This window comes from Vibrio ezurae NBRC 102218, assembly GCF_000467185.1.
Taxonomy (GTDB): domain Bacteria; phylum Pseudomonadota; class Gammaproteobacteria; order Enterobacterales; family Vibrionaceae; genus Vibrio; species Vibrio ezurae.
Genome location: NZ_BATM01000051.1, coordinates 17,657 through 31,747, shown reverse-complemented (window position 1 = coordinate 31,747; position 14,091 = coordinate 17,657). Strand labels below are relative to the sequence as shown.

The window sequence follows — 14,091 nt, the reverse complement described above, 5'->3', positions numbered from 1 at the left end:
TACTGATCAGGTTGGCAAGCATTTTTTCGAAGATTTTCACCTTTTATTGCCGTATGCTCATCAATTAGCCACAAAGGTCTTTTTTTGATAGTTTTATAACAATATTGATACAGTTTTAGTGAGGTTTAACTATGAGTTCTTTACGCAGTTTTAAGGGCATTAAGCCATCCATCACACCTAGCGCCTATATAGATGATTCGTCCGTTATTGTCGGTGATGTGAAAATCGGCATTGATTCGAGCATTTGGCCACATGTGGCCGCTCGTGGAGATGTTAACCATATCCATATTGGCAACAGAACTAATGTTCAAGATGGTTCTGTACTGCATGTTACTCATAAAAATCCCAGCAACCCAGAGGGCTACCCCCTGATTATTGGTGATGATGTGACTGTGGGCCACTTGGTGATGCTACATGGGTGCACGATTAAAAATAGAGTATTGGTAGGGATGAGCAGTACGATTTTAGATGGCGCTATTATAGAGGACGATGTATTCATTGGGGCAGGAAGCTTAGTTCCACCCAACAAAGTATTAGAAAGCGGTTATCTCTACGTAGGTCGCCCTGTAAAACAGATACGACCTTTAACTGAAGAAGAAACCGCTTTTTTAGTGAAGTCGGCCGATAACTATGTTCAAAATAAAAACGACTACTTGAACGAAGTACACGACATCAATTAATTTCGATTTGTCCTAGCTGGTTGAACTCTTCTGCTTCAATCAGCTCTTCTGCCAAATCTTCCAAATCAAAGCGGTATTCAGAGAAAACCTGCAATGCCACGTTTTCATCTTCAATAGGCAGTTGTGATAGGTTTTGCAAATAGGAAACCGAGACAACGCATTCAATAAGATTACCCGCTTGCTGACCAATAAAGGTCACTGTCTTATTATTGGCATTCCAACTTTGTTGATCGGTAAAGATAATAGATTGGTTCATTTACGAGCCCTCTAGGTTTTTACGTAATTCTCTGAGGATTTGTTTTGCCCCAGGTCGAATCCCTCTCCACAACATAAAGCTCTCAGCGGCCTGCCCAACTAACATCCCTAAACCATCGTAAGCTTTCGCCGCACCTTGTTCTTTTGCCCACTGATTAAAAACTGTCGTTCCCGCACCGTAAACCATGTCATAGCTGACGGTTTGTGACGAAAATATTTTGGCTGATATTTTAGGTAGCTCTTTTGTTAACCCTGCGGACGTTGAGTTAATCACAACATCAAAGCTTTCCGCTACTTCATCGATAGGCTGCGCCTTAATTGGGCCATACTGCTTAAATTGCTCCGCGAGATCTTGCGCCTTGCTCAGCGTTCTATTAGCTATTACAAGCTCTAGCGGTTGTTGGTCAAGTAATGGCTTTAAGACACCGCGCACTGCACCACCAGCACCAATAACTAGAATCTTGGCACCTTTAAGTACTACTTGGTATTGCAGTAGATCTTGAACTAGCCCTTCACCATCAGTGTTATCACCAATAATCTCGCCATCATCGAGCTTTTTCAGTGTATTCACCGCGCCAGCAAGCTGTGCTCTTTCGGTCAACCTATCTGCCAGTTGATAGGCATCATGCTTGAAGGGGGCGGTAATATTGCAACCTTTACCACCATGAGCAAAAAATTCTGTGGCCGCTTGGGTAAACTCGCCCACTTCAGCGTGTTGCGCTGAATAAGTAAGACTCTGGTTAGTCTGACGGGCAAATAAAGTATGAATAAACGGTGATTTACTCTGCTTTATTGGGTTTCCAAATACGACATACTTATCAATTAACTGCTTCATCTTCCTACCTGACTGAAAAACTAATCATAAAACGACCTTCTAAGAACCTACCACTGAACAGCGTGAAGAAAAAGTGTTACCACTCTCTAGGCACTAAGTACTCTTTATATAGGCGATCTTCATGGGAACCTTCTGCTACTTGGTAGTTATACTCCCAACGCGCTAAAGGTGGCATGGACATCAATATGGATTCGGTTCGTCCATTACTTTGCAAACCAAATAAGGTGCCTCGATCATAAACTAGATTGAACTCTACATAACGACCGCGTCGATAAAGTTGGAATTGACGCTGTTGTTCGGTAAACGGTGTATTCTTACGCTTTTCAATAATAGGCACGTAAGCCTTAGTAAACCCTTCGCCGACCGCTTGAATGTAGGCAAAGCTTTTTTCAAAGCTCCACTTGTTCAAGTCATCAAAAAATAGGCCACCTACACCACGAGTCTCTCCTCGGTGGGGTAAATAAAAATACTCATCACACCATTTTTTATGTTCTGCATACACGGTGTCACCAAATGGTGCGCACAATTGCTTGGCTGAGTTGTGCCAGTGCTGGCAATCTTCTGCAAATGGATAGAATGGTGTTAAGTCAAAACCACCCCCGAACCACCAAATAGGTTCACAGCCTTCTTTCTCAGCAATAAAGAAACGTACATTGGCATGAGAAGTCGGTACATAAGGGTTCTTTGGATGAATAACCAAAGAAACCCCCATAGCCTCAAACTTTCTGCCTGCGAGTTCTGGACGATTGGCCGTCGCAGAGGCTGGCATTTTGTCACCAAATACATGTGAGAAGTTTACCCCACCCTGCTCGATAACTGCGCCATTTTTCAAGACTCGAGTTCGGCCACCACCGCCTTGCTCTCGGATCCATGCATCTTCAACAAAGGTTGCATCCCCATCCGCTTTTTCCAACTCAGAACAAATATTGTCCTGCAATTGCAATAAAAAGCGTTTTACGGCTTCTTTATCAACCTGTGTCATTGTTTACCCTTGTCTTAATATTTGTAATGTCTTGGCGTCTTTAATTTCTGACGGTTTGCTTCTGTCACCGACCGCACCTTTAACAATAAACACATCTTCATTGCCAAGCTGACTCTCGACCTCTTCAGCACTTAAGCAGGGGGATAAACCCGATAAATTGGCACTGGTTGAGGTAATCGGCTTCGAAAACTCAATACACAACTGCTGTACTAAAGGATGATCGGTCACCCTTACCGCCACACTGTCAAACTGCCCATGCACTAACTGATGTACTTTCTTGCTCACAGGCATAACCCAAGTCACAGGTCCCGGCCAACTTTGAAATACTGCATCAAGCTGCTCCGCTGAAAGCTCACTCACATCTACGTACGGCAGCAGTTGTTCAAAGCTGGCTGCAATTAAAATCAACCCTTTAGCTGGGTCTCTCTGTTTTAGTTCAATTAACGCCTGTAAGGCTTGTTCACTGTCGGGATCACACCCAACACCAAACACGGCTTCTGTGGGGTAAGCAATAACCTTTCCTTGGCGCAGAGCCCCAACAGCTTGCTCAATTAGCATCATTCCTTGAGTATCCTCTCTACACTATCTTTTGCCTTAGTTTACAAATTCTATTCGTGACTGGTAAGCATTTCCTGTAAATCAGCAAAACAAAGCGACGCAAACGTTTTCCTATTCAAAAAATAACCGTATAATGCGCGCAAAATCAGTATCTAAATCTCTACTAGTTAAATTAGGAGTCGTTACATGCAAGTCGGTATTATCATGGGTTCTAAGTCAGATTGGCCAACGATGAAGTTAGCTGCTGAAATGCTCGACCAATTCGGTGTTAGCTACGAAACTAAAGTTGTATCAGCTCACCGTACTCCACAACTACTAGCGGACTATGCAAATAGCGCAAAAGATCGCGGCATCAAGGTTATTATTGCAGGCGCAGGCGGCGCGGCTCACCTTCCTGGTATGTGTGCAGCATTTACTAGCCTTCCTGTGCTTGGCGTTCCTGTTCAGTCTCGCGCCCTAAAAGGTATGGACTCACTGCTTTCTATTGTACAAATGCCAAAAGGGATTGCAGTAGGCACTTTGGCGATTGGTGAAGCGGGTGCGGCAAACTCAGGTATCTTAGCGGCACAAATTATCGGTACTCATGTTCCTGAAGTGATGGAAAAAGTAGAAGCTTTCCGTAAAGAACAAACAGACACTGTACTAGCTAATCCGAACCCAGCGGAGGATTAATACCGTGCAAGTTTTAGTTTTAGGTGCTGGACAACTAGCGCGTATGATGGCTCTAGCGGCCGCTCCATTGAATATCAAAACTATCGCTTTTGATGTCAACAGTGAGTCTATTGTTGAGCCCATCACTCAAACCAAACTAGGTAGTGGTCTGGCCGCTGCGATTGAGCAAGCTGACGTCATTACCGCTGAATTTGAGCATGTTCCTCATCCAGTTTTGGATGCTTGTCAAGCTAGCGGCAAACTATTGCCAAGTGCGACTGCAATCAAAACCGGTGGCGATCGCCGCATCGAAAAAGCACTGCTCGATAAAGCAAACGTTGCCAACGCGAAATATGCACTTATTCGTACTCGCCAAGACTTCGAACAAGCCATTGAATACGTAGGTTTACCTATGGTGTTAAAAAGCACTCTAGGCGGTTACGATGGCAAAGGCCAATGGCGTTTGAAAGAAGCCTCGCAAGTTGACGCTATCTGGGCAGAAATGGAACAGTGCATTGCCTCTTCGGCAGCGCAGGCAATCATTGCTGAAGAATTTGTTGCCTTTGATCGTGAGGTGTCTTTAATTGGCGCTCGCAACCAACACGGTGAAATCGCTGTCTACCCATTAGCAGAAAATGTGCATACCGATGGCGTGCTGAGCCTATCAACCGCAATTGATGAGCCACAACTACAAGCTCAAGCAAAGCAAATGTTTACTGCCGTTGCTGAGTGTTTAGACTATGTGGGTGTTTTAGCATTGGAGTTCTTCGATGTTAAAGGGCAATTGATGGTTAATGAAATTGCGCCTCGCGTTCACAACTCTGGTCACTGGACACAGCAAGGCGCTGAAACCTGTCAGTTTGAAAATCATATGCGCGCCGTGTGCGGACTACCGCTAGGTAGCACTGAAGCACTGCGTCCTACCGCTATGATTAATATTCTGGGTGAAGACACTCTTGCACAAGAAATTTTGAGCATGAAACAGGCTCATATCCATTGGTACGGAAAGGATAAACGTCCTGGACGTAAAATGGGACACATCAATGTTTGTGGCAATAGCCCAGCGGATCTGCAACAACAATTACAAGATATCGCGCAGTGGTTAGATGCAAGTGCCTTCCCTGCACTGCATCAAAAATAATCGGCTATAGCAAACACAGCCTATAAACGGCAAAAAGGAGGCAATCGCCTCCTTTTTTATTATTTAGCCTGAGATTATTACTTTACCTGAGATTATTGCTTTGCCTGACATTTTCGACTGGCGCATATCACACTGCTTTTATCTCCACTTTTCTTCACCATCAACAATTCAAAACCACACTCTTGGCACTTACCTTGCTTGGGCTCACTGTTGATCGAGAACTGGCATTTAGGGTACTGATCACAGGCGTAAAATGCTTTCCCATATCGAGATTTACGCTCAATCAAATGCCCCTTATGGCATTCTGGGCAAACAAAAGATTCAACACTGTGGTCTTCTGGCTCATCTAGACTGCCAATATAGTGACAATCGGGATAAGCAGAGCAACCAATAAACATGCCATAACGGCCCTGTCTAAGAACCAACTCATCGCCACAATTAGGGCAAGGTACGCCCAATGGCTTAATGATTTGCCCTGAAGCCTGATGTGATGATTTTATGTAATCACAACTAGGGTAATTGCTACATCCCCAAAACGCCCCATGCTTGCCATGACGCATTTGTAGAGGATGACCGCAATTGGGACATGACTGCTCTAAAGCATGCCCTTCCGCAGAAAAAAGTTGATGATTAATTTTACTCATGGCGTTTATCTAGCATGGCTTAGTGCAAAATGCCGTGATCGGTCGAGTAAAGTAACTCTTCCATTGTATTGTAGGCACTTTCATTGCCCGGAACATTAAACAGCACCATTAAGATGATCCATTTCAGGTCATCTAGCTGTAAGTCTCGGGTTTCAAGCCCCATGACACGATCAATCACCATTTCACGAAGCTCTGGATTAAGTACTTCAATTTGTTCTAAGAACAAAATGAACCCTCGACAACGCGTGTCTATTCTTTGCTGTTCTTTCTCTGAATAAATTCGGATCGAAGTCGCTGAGCTAGTCGCTATATTTTGACTTGAGTCGTCACTTTGCAAAGCGGCAAGGTCTTCAAGCCAGTTTAACGCTTTGTAGATTTCATTTTGATGGAAACCTGCGCGAAGGAGTTCTTGCTCAAGCTCATCTTGGTCGACGTTCAAATCGCTCTCGCTATGAATATACGTCTCAAATAGATACATAAGAATATCCATCATAGTCAGCTCCCCCTTAATCTAATATAACCACCACCTACTGAAGCCACTAGTCCTTTGAGCTCCAACTCTAATAACTGCATCATAACCTGATTAACGGGTAAATGGGTGCTTTGTGCCAAAAAATCAACCGCTGTCGGCTTATCTCCTAATAGATTAAGTAAAGCTTGAGTTAAATCGGATTCTGGCTCGCACTTTACGTTGTGTTTTAACTCTGACGGTGCACTCAGACCCAACCCCTGCTGCTGAGTTTGTGACCAGTCAATTAAACCTCTCATTTCTTGAACAATATCTTGCGCATTGCGTACGAGCACAGCCCCATCTCGAATTAGGTTATTACACCCCATTGCATTCGGGTTCAACACAGAACCGGGGACTGCATACACATCCCTGCCTTGCTCTAAAGCAAATCGGGCTGTAATCAGAGAGCCACTTTTCGCCGCAGCTTCAACCACCAGCACCCCAACGGATAAACCACTAATAATTCGATTTCTTCTAGGGAAGTTATACGCTCTAGGTGGATAAAAAGGAGGGAATTCGGATACCAATGCTCCCGTTTCTTTAATACGTGCCGCTAAGTGTTTGTGTGGCTTGGGGTAGAGATAATCAAACCCACTACCTAATACGGCAATAGTTGTCCCTCTTTGCTCAAGGCACGCCTGATGAGCATGACCATCAACACCTAACGCTAACCCACTGGTTACGGTAATTCCAAGTTGAGTTAACTCTGTCGCAAACTGACGGGTAATATATAACCCGTCTTGACTGCTATTACGACTGCCTACTATGCCAACTTGATTGGAGCTCAAAGCAGCAATGTCCCCTTGCACAAACAGCAACGGCGGATAACAGGGAATTTCTTTCAACAATGAAGGGTAGTGATTCTCATCGGCACAAACTAACAAATGATTACCGCTTCTACTCATCCACTCTAAACATCGCTCAACATTTGCATTGGGTTGCTCGGTCAAGTGACGTACTTGCAGATCGGTAAAGTTTAAATCGTACAACTCTTTTCGAGATAAATTGAGCACTTCTAGTGGGGAGAGGTATTCCACTATTTTTTGCAACTTAACCCCACTCAGACGAGGCGTCATCGATAAGGTCAACCAAGCGATTATCTGTTGTTCTGTCATCGTTAATCTCATCGATTTATATTGGTGCTGTTATTTGAAGACCAAAATGACTAAAATTGTCACAAGTGGCTGAGATTTTTTCGGCGCAGTTCAACTTTTTTGAGTGATTATGTCTTTATTACAAGTATTAACCTTTCCAGATGATCGCCTTCGTACGGTTGCAAAACCTGTCGAAGATTTTACGCCTGAACTTCAACAACACATCGACGACATGATTGAAACCATGTACGAAGAAGAAGGGATTGGCTTAGCCTCTACCCAAGTTAACGTTCACAAACGTATCGTGGTAATCGATCTCTCCGAGAATCGCGATGAACCTTTAGTATTAATCAACCCAGAAATCACCGAAAAGCGCGGTGAAGATGGGATTGAGGAAGGCTGTTTATCAGTACCTGGTGCACGTGCGCTTGTACCAAGAGCGGCTGAAATCACCGTAAAAGCACTCAATCGTGACGGCGAAGAATTTACCTTTGATGCTGACGATTTACTGGCTATTTGTGTACAACATGAATTAGACCACTTAGCAGGGAAACTGTTTGTTGATTACCTTTCTCCATTGAAACGTAAACGCATCAAAGACAAGCTAGAAAAAATTAAGCGTTTCAACGAACGAAACTAACTACTCAGGAGTTTGCATTGAGCAAAGCATTAAAGATCGTATTTGCAGGTACTCCAGATTTCGCCGCCGACCATTTGGCGGCGTTGTTATCTTCGGAGCATGAGGTTATTGCGGTTTATTCAACGCCAGATAAACCAGCGGGTCGAGGCAAAAAGTTAACAGCAAGTCCGGTCAAAAACCTTGCCGTTGAACACAATATTCCTGTTTATCAGCCTGAAAACTTTAAGTCAGATGAAGCCAAACAACAGTTGGCCGAGTTAAACGCCGATATCATGGTTGTTGTGGCTTATGGACTACTATTGCCTAAACCGGTACTGGATACACCTAAACTGGGTTGTATCAACGTACACGGTTCTATCTTGCCTCGTTGGCGCGGTGCGGCACCGATTCAACGTTCAATTTGGGCGGGGGATGCTGAAACCGGCGTCACTATCATGCAGATGGACATAGGTTTAGATACAGGCGATATGCTGCACATTGCAACTTTACCTATCGAACCTGAAGACACGAGTGCTGCGCTCTACCACAAACTCGCCAAACTAGGGCCTGTCGCTCTAATTGATTGCTTAGCCAACATAGCGCAAGGCACTGCCGTTGCAGTGAAGCAAGATGATGCTCTATCGAATTACGCAAAGAAACTCAGTAAAGAAGAAGCGCTACTGAATTGGAGCAAAGATGCGGTAGCACTTGAGCGTGAAATTCGTGCCTTTAATCCTTGGCCGATGAGTTACTTTACGGTCGGTGATAAGAACATCAAAGTATGGCAAGCGCGCGTTAACCCTGAAGCTTGCTCAGAACCCGCAGGTACTATCATCAGTGCGGATAAATCTGGCATTCAAATTGCGACAGGAAACGGCCGCTTACTTCTAGAGCAAATCCAAGTGCCCGGGAAAAAAGCCATGTCGGTTGGCGACGTACTCAATTCACGAGCAGATTGGTTCCCGATTGGAACCCAATTAGCATAATCACACACATCTAAGGCTTGAATTTTTCAAGCCTTACTCTTGTTAGGAAATATCTATGAATGTACGCGCAGCTGCGGCAACCGTGCTGTTTCAAGTTGTAGACAAAGGCTATTCACTCTCTAGCGCTTTACCCAACGCACAATCTCAATTAAAACCTCGTGACCATGCTCTGCTACAAGAGATTTGCTACGGTTGTCTTCGCTACTTGCCAAGATTAGAAACCATAGTCAATGAACTGATGGAAAAGCCACTTAAGGGTAAGCAGCGTGTATTCCACCACCTAATGTTAGTGGGTATTTACCAACTTAGTTTTATGCGTACAGCGGACCACGCGGCGGTTGCTGAAACCGTTGAAGCATGCCAATCACTAAAAGGTCATAAGCTCAAGGGCTTAGTCAATGCAATATTACGTAACTATCAACGTAATCAGCAGCGACTTGATGAACTTTCAGTCAAGCACGATGCAGGCAAATATGGTCACCCAAGCTGGCTACTTAAATTGCTGAAAACCTCTTACCCAAATGAATGGGAATCCATTGTAGAGGCCAATAACACCAAAGCACCAATGTGGCTACGCGTAAACGCTCAGCATCATACTCGCGATGAGTATTTAAAGTTACTTGAAGCAGAAAACATCGAAGCTGACGTTCATCCTCAAGCCCGTCATGCACTGCGTCTACACCGAGCTTGCGATGTTAATCAACTACCTGGGTTTGCTGAAGGTTGGGTATCGGTACAAGATGCTGCGGCTCAATTAGCCCTAGAATACTTGCAGCCACAAGATGGCGAACTGATCCTTGACTGTTGTGCGGCTCCCGGTGGCAAAACGGCACACATTCTAGAAAACACCACCAATAGCGAAGTTGTTGCCATTGATGCTGACCCGCAACGCTTAGAACGTGTGTATCAAAACTTAGAGCGCTTAAACCTAAATGCGAAGGTGATGTGTGCCGATGCACGTAATCCTGATGAATGGTGGACAGGTGAGCAATTCGACCGCATTTTACTGGATGCACCTTGTTCTGCAATCGGTGTCATTCGCCGTCATCCAGACATCAAGTGGCTACGTCGCGCCGATGATCTTGCCGCTTTATCTCAGCTACAAAGCGAGATATTGGACGCTATGTGGCAACAACTTAAGAAAGGCGGAACCTTAGTTTACGCTACATGCTCAATTTCTCCGGTTGAAAACACTGAGCAAGTACAGGCATTCTTAGCCCGCACAGACGACGTCGAACTCATCGATAGTGATCCGAGCAACCCAGGAAGACAAATCTTACCTGGAGAGCACAATATGGATGGCTTCTACTATGCGGTTCTACAAAAAAAGAGCTAAATTAAACTAAGCCCTGCTGTATAGGAAAATAATCGATGAAAATCATAATCTTGGGTGCCGGACAAGTCGGAGGCACTCTCGCTGAAAATCTTGTTGGCGAAAATAACGATATCACTATTGTGGATACCGATAGCCGTCGTCTGCGTGAATTACAAGATAAGTATGACCTGCGTGTAATTAATGGGGCTGCAAGTCACCCTGATACCCTGCGCGATGCTGGAGCCCAAGATGCTGATATGCTGGTTGCGGTAACAAACTCCGATGAAATCAACATGGCGGCATGCCAAGTTGCATTCACCCTATTTAATACACCAAACCGTATTGCTCGAATCCGTTCTCCTGAATACTTAAAAGAAAAAGACTCCCTATTTAAATCGGGAGCGATCCCAGTTGACCACCTTATTGCCCCTGAAGAGCTAGTGACGGGCTATATCGAACGCTTAGTTCAATACCCCGGAGCGCTGCAAGTGGTCAGTTTTGCGGAAGAGAAGGTAAGCTTAGTTGCTGTTAAAGCCTTTTATGGCGGCCCTTTGGTCGGTAATGCGATCTCTGCGCTACGTGAACATATGCCACACATAGATACTCGCGTAGCCGCTATCTTCCGCCAAGGTCGAGCCATTAGACCACAAGGCACTACCATTATCGAAGCCGATGATGAGGTATTCTTTGTCGCGGCTAGCAATGACATTCGCTCGGTAATGAGTGAACTACAACGCCTTGAAAAACAATATCGAAAAATCATGATTGTCGGTGGCGGTAACATTGGTGCCGGTCTCGCTAAGCGCCTAGAACGTAATTACTCCATCAAACTCATTGAACGCGACCCTGAACGCGCTGAAATGCTCTCTGAGGTGTTAGAAAATACGATTGTGTTGTGCGGTGACGCGGCAGACAAAGAGTTACTCTACGAAGAAAACATCGAAGAAATGGACGTGTTCATCGCACTGACGAATGAAGATGAAACCAACATCATGTCAGCAATGCTGGCAAAAAGCCTGAATGCCAGAAAAGTCATGGTGCTCATACAACGTGGTGCCTACGTTGAATTAGTGCAAGGCGGTGATATTGATGTGGCCATCTCACCTCAGCAAGCGACCATTTCTGCATTACTGACTCATGTACGTCGAGCTGACATTGTGAATGTTTCCTCATTGCGCCGTGGCGCAGCGGAAGCCATCGAAGCAATTGCACATGGTGATGAAAGCACTTCTAAAGTGGTGGGTCGCGCGATTGGCGATCTCAAACTACCACCGGGTACTACCATTGGTGCGATTGTTCGTGGCGAAGAAGTTTTAATTGCGCACGACAGAACCATGATTGAACAAGATGATCATGTGGTGATGTTCTTGGTCGATAAAAAGTACGTGCCTGACGTTGAAAGCTTATTTCAACCTAGTCCGTTCTTCTTGTAGGCCTATTGAATATGGTAAATATACGTCCAATACTTTTTGTTTTAGGGTTAGTGCTATCTAAGTTAGCGCTGTTTATGTACCCGCCAACAATTTTAGCGATTTTTAATCCTGGAAGTGGTTTTGTCGAATTTGCAAAAGCGGTCGTCATCACCCACATAGTGTCGTTTATTTGCCTAACTTTGGGGCGCAGTAAGCATTTTAAGCTCAATGTTCGAGATGTTTTCTTAGTCACAACCTTAGTATGGGTAGTCAGCACAATATTTGCTGCGCTGCCCTTTGTCTTTATTAACCACATTAGCTTCACTGACGCTTATTTTGAGACCATGTCTGGCATCACCACTACAGGTTCAACGGTACTCAGTGGTCTAGATACGATGTCTCCAAGCATTTTGCTGTGGCGATCATTATTGCAATGGCTTGGCGGTGTAGGCTTTATTGTAATGGGCGTAGCCATCTTACCCATGCTCAATGTGGGTGGAATGCGCTTATTCCAAACCGAATCTTCCGATTGGTCAGATAAAAGCTCACCAAGGGTCAAAAGCGTCGCAAAAAGTATTGTTGTCGTCTATTTTGGATTAACGTTTGCGTGCTTTGCCAGTTACGTAGCCGCAGGCATGACACCATTTGAAGCCATCAATCACGCCTTTACTACAATTTCGACAGGCGGTTACTCCACTTCTGATGGTTCCATGAACCACTTTTCGCATGAAGCGCAATGGTTCTCAACCCTATTTATGTTTCTCGGCGGATTGCCATTCCTATTGTTTGTCGCCGCTTATCGAAAACAATCACTGTATGCATTAACCAAAGACGCCCAAGTTGTCGGCTTCTTTAAACTGTTCATGATTTCAAGCCTTATGATTGCAGCATGGCTAGTTTTTCATGACAGCTATCATATGGATGATGCACTAAGAGTCTCGATGTTTAATGTGGTCTCAGTATTAACCACCACAGGCTTTGGTCTCGATGACTTCACCTCATGGGGAACATTAACCACCGTACTCTTTACCTTCCTATTAATGATGGGGGCGTGTTCTGGCTCTACCGCGGGTGGGATCAAAACTTTTCGCTTCCAAATTGCCTATACACTGCTAAAGATACAGATGATGAAACTGATTCATCCATCCGGTGTTTTCGTACAGAGGTACAATAACCGCCGAGTAAATGACGATATCATTCGCTCTATTGTTGCTTTTACTCTGACGTTTTTTGCTACCGTGTTATTAGTGGCTGGTGGCTTATCCGCTATGGATCTTGACGCTGTGACTAGCCTTACTGGCGCCATTACCGCAGTATCCAATGTGGGGCCGGGGATGGGACCGATTATCGGCCCAACAGGTAACTTTGCTCCCCTTCCCGACGCTGCTAAATGGTTACTGAGTTTTGGTATGTTGTTAGGCCGCCTTGAAATACTGACTATTTTTGTGCTCTTCCTACCCGCATTCTGGAAGCGCTAACCGCGTTTTGTTTCAAACAAGTCAGTCAGGTATTGAGCGACTTTATCGGCACATTGCTGATGAGTAAGATCGCTCGATAGCGACAAATAACAATTCAGTTCAGATGAACCTAACAAGCTAGACAAAAGCCCACTAACACCTCTTTTTTGTCGATCAATTTCAAACCACAGTTGCAGCTGTTTTTGATCGCGATAAGCCATGATTTCGATCTCACGCCATGTTCCGTGAAAAAGCCCTGTCGTAGGCACAAATTCAAACTCCTGTACAAAGGGAAGCTCAAACCCTTTCGCCGCTTCACATTCAGCTTGGCGAATACGTAAACCCAGCTCTTCTAGTTCAGAAAAAATCGCATCCAAAACAGGGTCAGGACGAACGGTTAATATGTCTTTATCTGTAGGGTCGATGGCAAGATCAATATCCAGTGAGGTTTCTAGCCATACCTTGGAGTCGCCAATAGTCAGCGGCGTGTTTAGCGGGGCAGTGAGCTCTATTTCAAAGGTGCGCTCTTCTGCGGGATGAATAATAAAGGAATACGGCAACGCCCATTTATCTAGGACATAATTTTGTGGCACTTTACGCTTAACTTGCCTTTCGGAATGCGGCTGTTGTTGCTCAGAAAGATAACTACAGCATAATTTGATATCGATGTGATCAATGTGCTGCTCTGTTGCCCCTCCATACACATGAATAACCACCCTCACCTTATCACCGGGAATGATTGTCTCTTGCTGTAGAATGGTATCGACTTTTGCCGAGCCAATTCCTAGGCTAGCCAATGTTTTCTTAAAAAAAGACATGCTTTGACCCTCATATGAAACTGCTTTAATTATACTGACTCAAAAGCACGAATTCACCAAAGGTCTTTTTTTTATTTAAGACAAGGAAAGCAAACTGTTTTGATTTTGTACAAAAAGTTAGAAGTTTGCGTAT

General features: G+C 44.6%; 16 protein-coding genes. 8 read left to right on the top strand and 8 right to left on the bottom strand.

Features of this window, described 5'->3' with window-relative positions; all coding sequences use genetic code 11:
- Positions 1-131 precede the first annotated feature (131 nt).
- On the top strand, positions 132-680 hold the full coding sequence (locus tag VEZ01S_RS14660; protein ID WP_021714839.1) for a gamma carbonic anhydrase family protein: 549 nt from the start codon (positions 132-134) through the stop codon (positions 678-680).
- Here VEZ01S_RS14660 and VEZ01S_RS14655 read toward each other — a convergent pair.
- From VEZ01S_RS14655 to tsaC, 4 genes are all read right to left on the bottom strand, one after another.
- Positions 673-936, bottom strand: coding sequence for a DUF1488 family protein (locus VEZ01S_RS14655; protein ID WP_021714838.1), 264 nt, complete (start codon positions 934-936; stop codon positions 673-675). The genes VEZ01S_RS14660 and VEZ01S_RS14655 overlap by 8 nt on opposite strands.
- Complete coding sequence (aroE, locus tag VEZ01S_RS14650) at positions 937-1,770, bottom strand: shikimate dehydrogenase (protein WP_021714837.1); 834 nt, start codon at positions 1,768-1,770, stop codon at positions 937-939.
- 76 nt (positions 1,771-1,846) lie between these two features.
- On the bottom strand, positions 1,847-2,752 hold the full coding sequence (gene hemF / locus VEZ01S_RS14645) for an oxygen-dependent coproporphyrinogen oxidase (protein WP_021714836.1): 906 nt from the start codon (positions 2,750-2,752) through the stop codon (positions 1,847-1,849).
- Between the two features lie 3 nt (positions 2,753-2,755).
- A complete protein-coding gene (gene tsaC / locus VEZ01S_RS14640; RefSeq protein ID WP_021714835.1) occupies positions 2,756-3,313 on the bottom strand; it encodes an L-threonylcarbamoyladenylate synthase type 1 TsaC in 558 nt (185 codons plus the stop codon).
- Between the two features lie 183 nt (positions 3,314-3,496).
- On the opposite strand from tsaC, the gene purE reads away from it, so the two are divergent.
- Together purE and VEZ01S_RS14630 are read left to right on the top strand one after the other, a co-directional pair.
- The gene (gene purE / locus VEZ01S_RS14635; RefSeq protein ID WP_021714834.1) at positions 3,497-3,982 is read left to right on the top strand and encodes a 5-(carboxyamino)imidazole ribonucleotide mutase; all 486 of its coding nucleotides are present in this window, start codon (positions 3,497-3,499) and stop codon (positions 3,980-3,982) included.
- Between the two features lie 4 nt (positions 3,983-3,986).
- The gene (locus VEZ01S_RS14630; RefSeq protein WP_021714833.1) at positions 3,987-5,102 is read left to right on the top strand and encodes a 5-(carboxyamino)imidazole ribonucleotide synthase; all 1,116 of its coding nucleotides are present in this window, start codon (positions 3,987-3,989) and stop codon (positions 5,100-5,102) included.
- Between the two features lie 92 nt (positions 5,103-5,194).
- Here VEZ01S_RS14630 and VEZ01S_RS14625 read toward each other — a convergent pair whose 3' ends face one another.
- From VEZ01S_RS14625 to dprA, 3 genes are read right to left on the bottom strand one after another with little or no spacing between them, the layout of a single operon-like run.
- On the bottom strand, positions 5,195-5,746 hold the full coding sequence (locus VEZ01S_RS14625; RefSeq protein WP_040891100.1) for a DNA topoisomerase family protein: 552 nt from the start codon (positions 5,744-5,746) through the stop codon (positions 5,195-5,197).
- Positions 5,747-5,765: 19 nt separating this feature from the next.
- A complete protein-coding gene (locus VEZ01S_RS14620) occupies positions 5,766-6,239 on the bottom strand; it encodes a DUF494 family protein (RefSeq protein ID WP_021714832.1) in 474 nt (157 codons plus the stop codon).
- A gap of 2 nt (positions 6,240-6,241) precedes the next feature.
- Positions 6,242-7,372: a DNA-processing protein DprA gene (gene dprA, locus VEZ01S_RS14615; RefSeq protein WP_021714831.1), complete on the bottom strand. Its 1,131-nt coding sequence runs from the start codon at positions 7,370-7,372 to the stop codon at positions 6,242-6,244.
- A gap of 109 nt (positions 7,373-7,481) precedes the next feature.
- Here dprA and def point away from each other — a divergent pair, with 109 nt between their 5' ends.
- The 5 genes from def to VEZ01S_RS14590 are packed head-to-tail and all read left to right on the top strand — an operon-like array spanning position 7,482 to position 13,161.
- Positions 7,482-7,991, top strand: a complete 510-nt coding sequence (gene def, locus VEZ01S_RS14610) for a peptide deformylase (protein WP_021714830.1) — start codon at positions 7,482-7,484, stop codon at positions 7,989-7,991.
- 17 nt (positions 7,992-8,008) lie between these two features.
- Positions 8,009-8,956: a methionyl-tRNA formyltransferase gene (fmt, locus tag VEZ01S_RS14605; protein ID WP_021714829.1), complete on the top strand. Its 948-nt coding sequence runs from the start codon at positions 8,009-8,011 to the stop codon at positions 8,954-8,956.
- A gap of 55 nt (positions 8,957-9,011) precedes the next feature.
- Complete coding sequence (gene rsmB / locus VEZ01S_RS14600) at positions 9,012-10,292, top strand: 16S rRNA (cytosine(967)-C(5))-methyltransferase RsmB (protein WP_021714828.1); 1,281 nt, start codon at positions 9,012-9,014, stop codon at positions 10,290-10,292.
- A gap of 35 nt (positions 10,293-10,327) precedes the next feature.
- Positions 10,328-11,704, top strand: coding sequence for a Trk system potassium transporter TrkA (trkA, locus tag VEZ01S_RS14595; protein ID WP_021714827.1), 1,377 nt, complete (start codon positions 10,328-10,330; stop codon positions 11,702-11,704).
- A gap of 11 nt (positions 11,705-11,715) precedes the next feature.
- Positions 11,716-13,161, top strand: a complete 1,446-nt coding sequence (locus VEZ01S_RS14590) for a TrkH family potassium uptake protein (RefSeq protein ID WP_021714826.1) — start codon at positions 11,716-11,718, stop codon at positions 13,159-13,161.
- On the opposite strand, the gene VEZ01S_RS14585 is transcribed toward VEZ01S_RS14590, so the two are convergent.
- Entirely contained in the window at positions 13,158-13,958 is an 801-nt protein-coding gene (locus VEZ01S_RS14585; RefSeq protein WP_021714825.1) for a sporulation protein, read from the bottom strand. The two genes, VEZ01S_RS14590 and VEZ01S_RS14585, sit on opposite strands and share 4 nt — an antisense overlap.
- Positions 13,959-14,091: the final 133 nt, after the last annotated feature.

Bases quoted from the DNA above. Each gene is read 5' to 3' on its own strand.
- VEZ01S_RS14660 (WP_021714839.1), top strand. From the start codon at position 132: ATGAGTTCTTTACGCAGTTTTAAGGGCATTAAGCCATCCATCACACCT.
- VEZ01S_RS14655 (WP_021714838.1), bottom strand. From the start codon at position 936: ATGAACCAATCTATTATCTTTACCGATCAACAAAGTTGGAATGCCAAT.
- aroE (WP_021714837.1), bottom strand. From the start codon at position 1,770: ATGAAGCAGTTAATTGATAAGTATGTCGTATTTGGAAACCCAATAAAG.
- hemF (WP_021714836.1), bottom strand. From the start codon at position 2,752: ATGACACAGGTTGATAAAGAAGCCGTAAAACGCTTTTTATTGCAATTG.
- tsaC (WP_021714835.1), bottom strand. From the start codon at position 3,313: ATGATGCTAATTGAGCAAGCTGTTGGGGCTCTGCGCCAAGGAAAGGTT.
- purE (WP_021714834.1), top strand. From the start codon at position 3,497: ATGCAAGTCGGTATTATCATGGGTTCTAAGTCAGATTGGCCAACGATG.
- VEZ01S_RS14625 (WP_040891100.1), bottom strand. From the start codon at position 5,746: ATGAGTAAAATTAATCATCAACTTTTTTCTGCGGAAGGGCATGCTTTA.
- VEZ01S_RS14620 (WP_021714832.1), bottom strand. From the start codon at position 6,239: ATGATGGATATTCTTATGTATCTATTTGAGACGTATATTCATAGCGAG.
- dprA (WP_021714831.1), bottom strand. From the start codon at position 7,372: ATGACAGAACAACAGATAATCGCTTGGTTGACCTTATCGATGACGCCT.
- def (WP_021714830.1), top strand. From the start codon at position 7,482: ATGTCTTTATTACAAGTATTAACCTTTCCAGATGATCGCCTTCGTACG.
- rsmB (WP_021714828.1), top strand. From the start codon at position 9,012: ATGAATGTACGCGCAGCTGCGGCAACCGTGCTGTTTCAAGTTGTAGAC.
- trkA (WP_021714827.1), top strand. From the start codon at position 10,328: ATGAAAATCATAATCTTGGGTGCCGGACAAGTCGGAGGCACTCTCGCT.
- VEZ01S_RS14590 (WP_021714826.1), top strand. From the start codon at position 11,716: ATGGTAAATATACGTCCAATACTTTTTGTTTTAGGGTTAGTGCTATCT.
- VEZ01S_RS14585 (WP_021714825.1), bottom strand. From the start codon at position 13,958: ATGTCTTTTTTTAAGAAAACATTGGCTAGCCTAGGAATTGGCTCGGCA.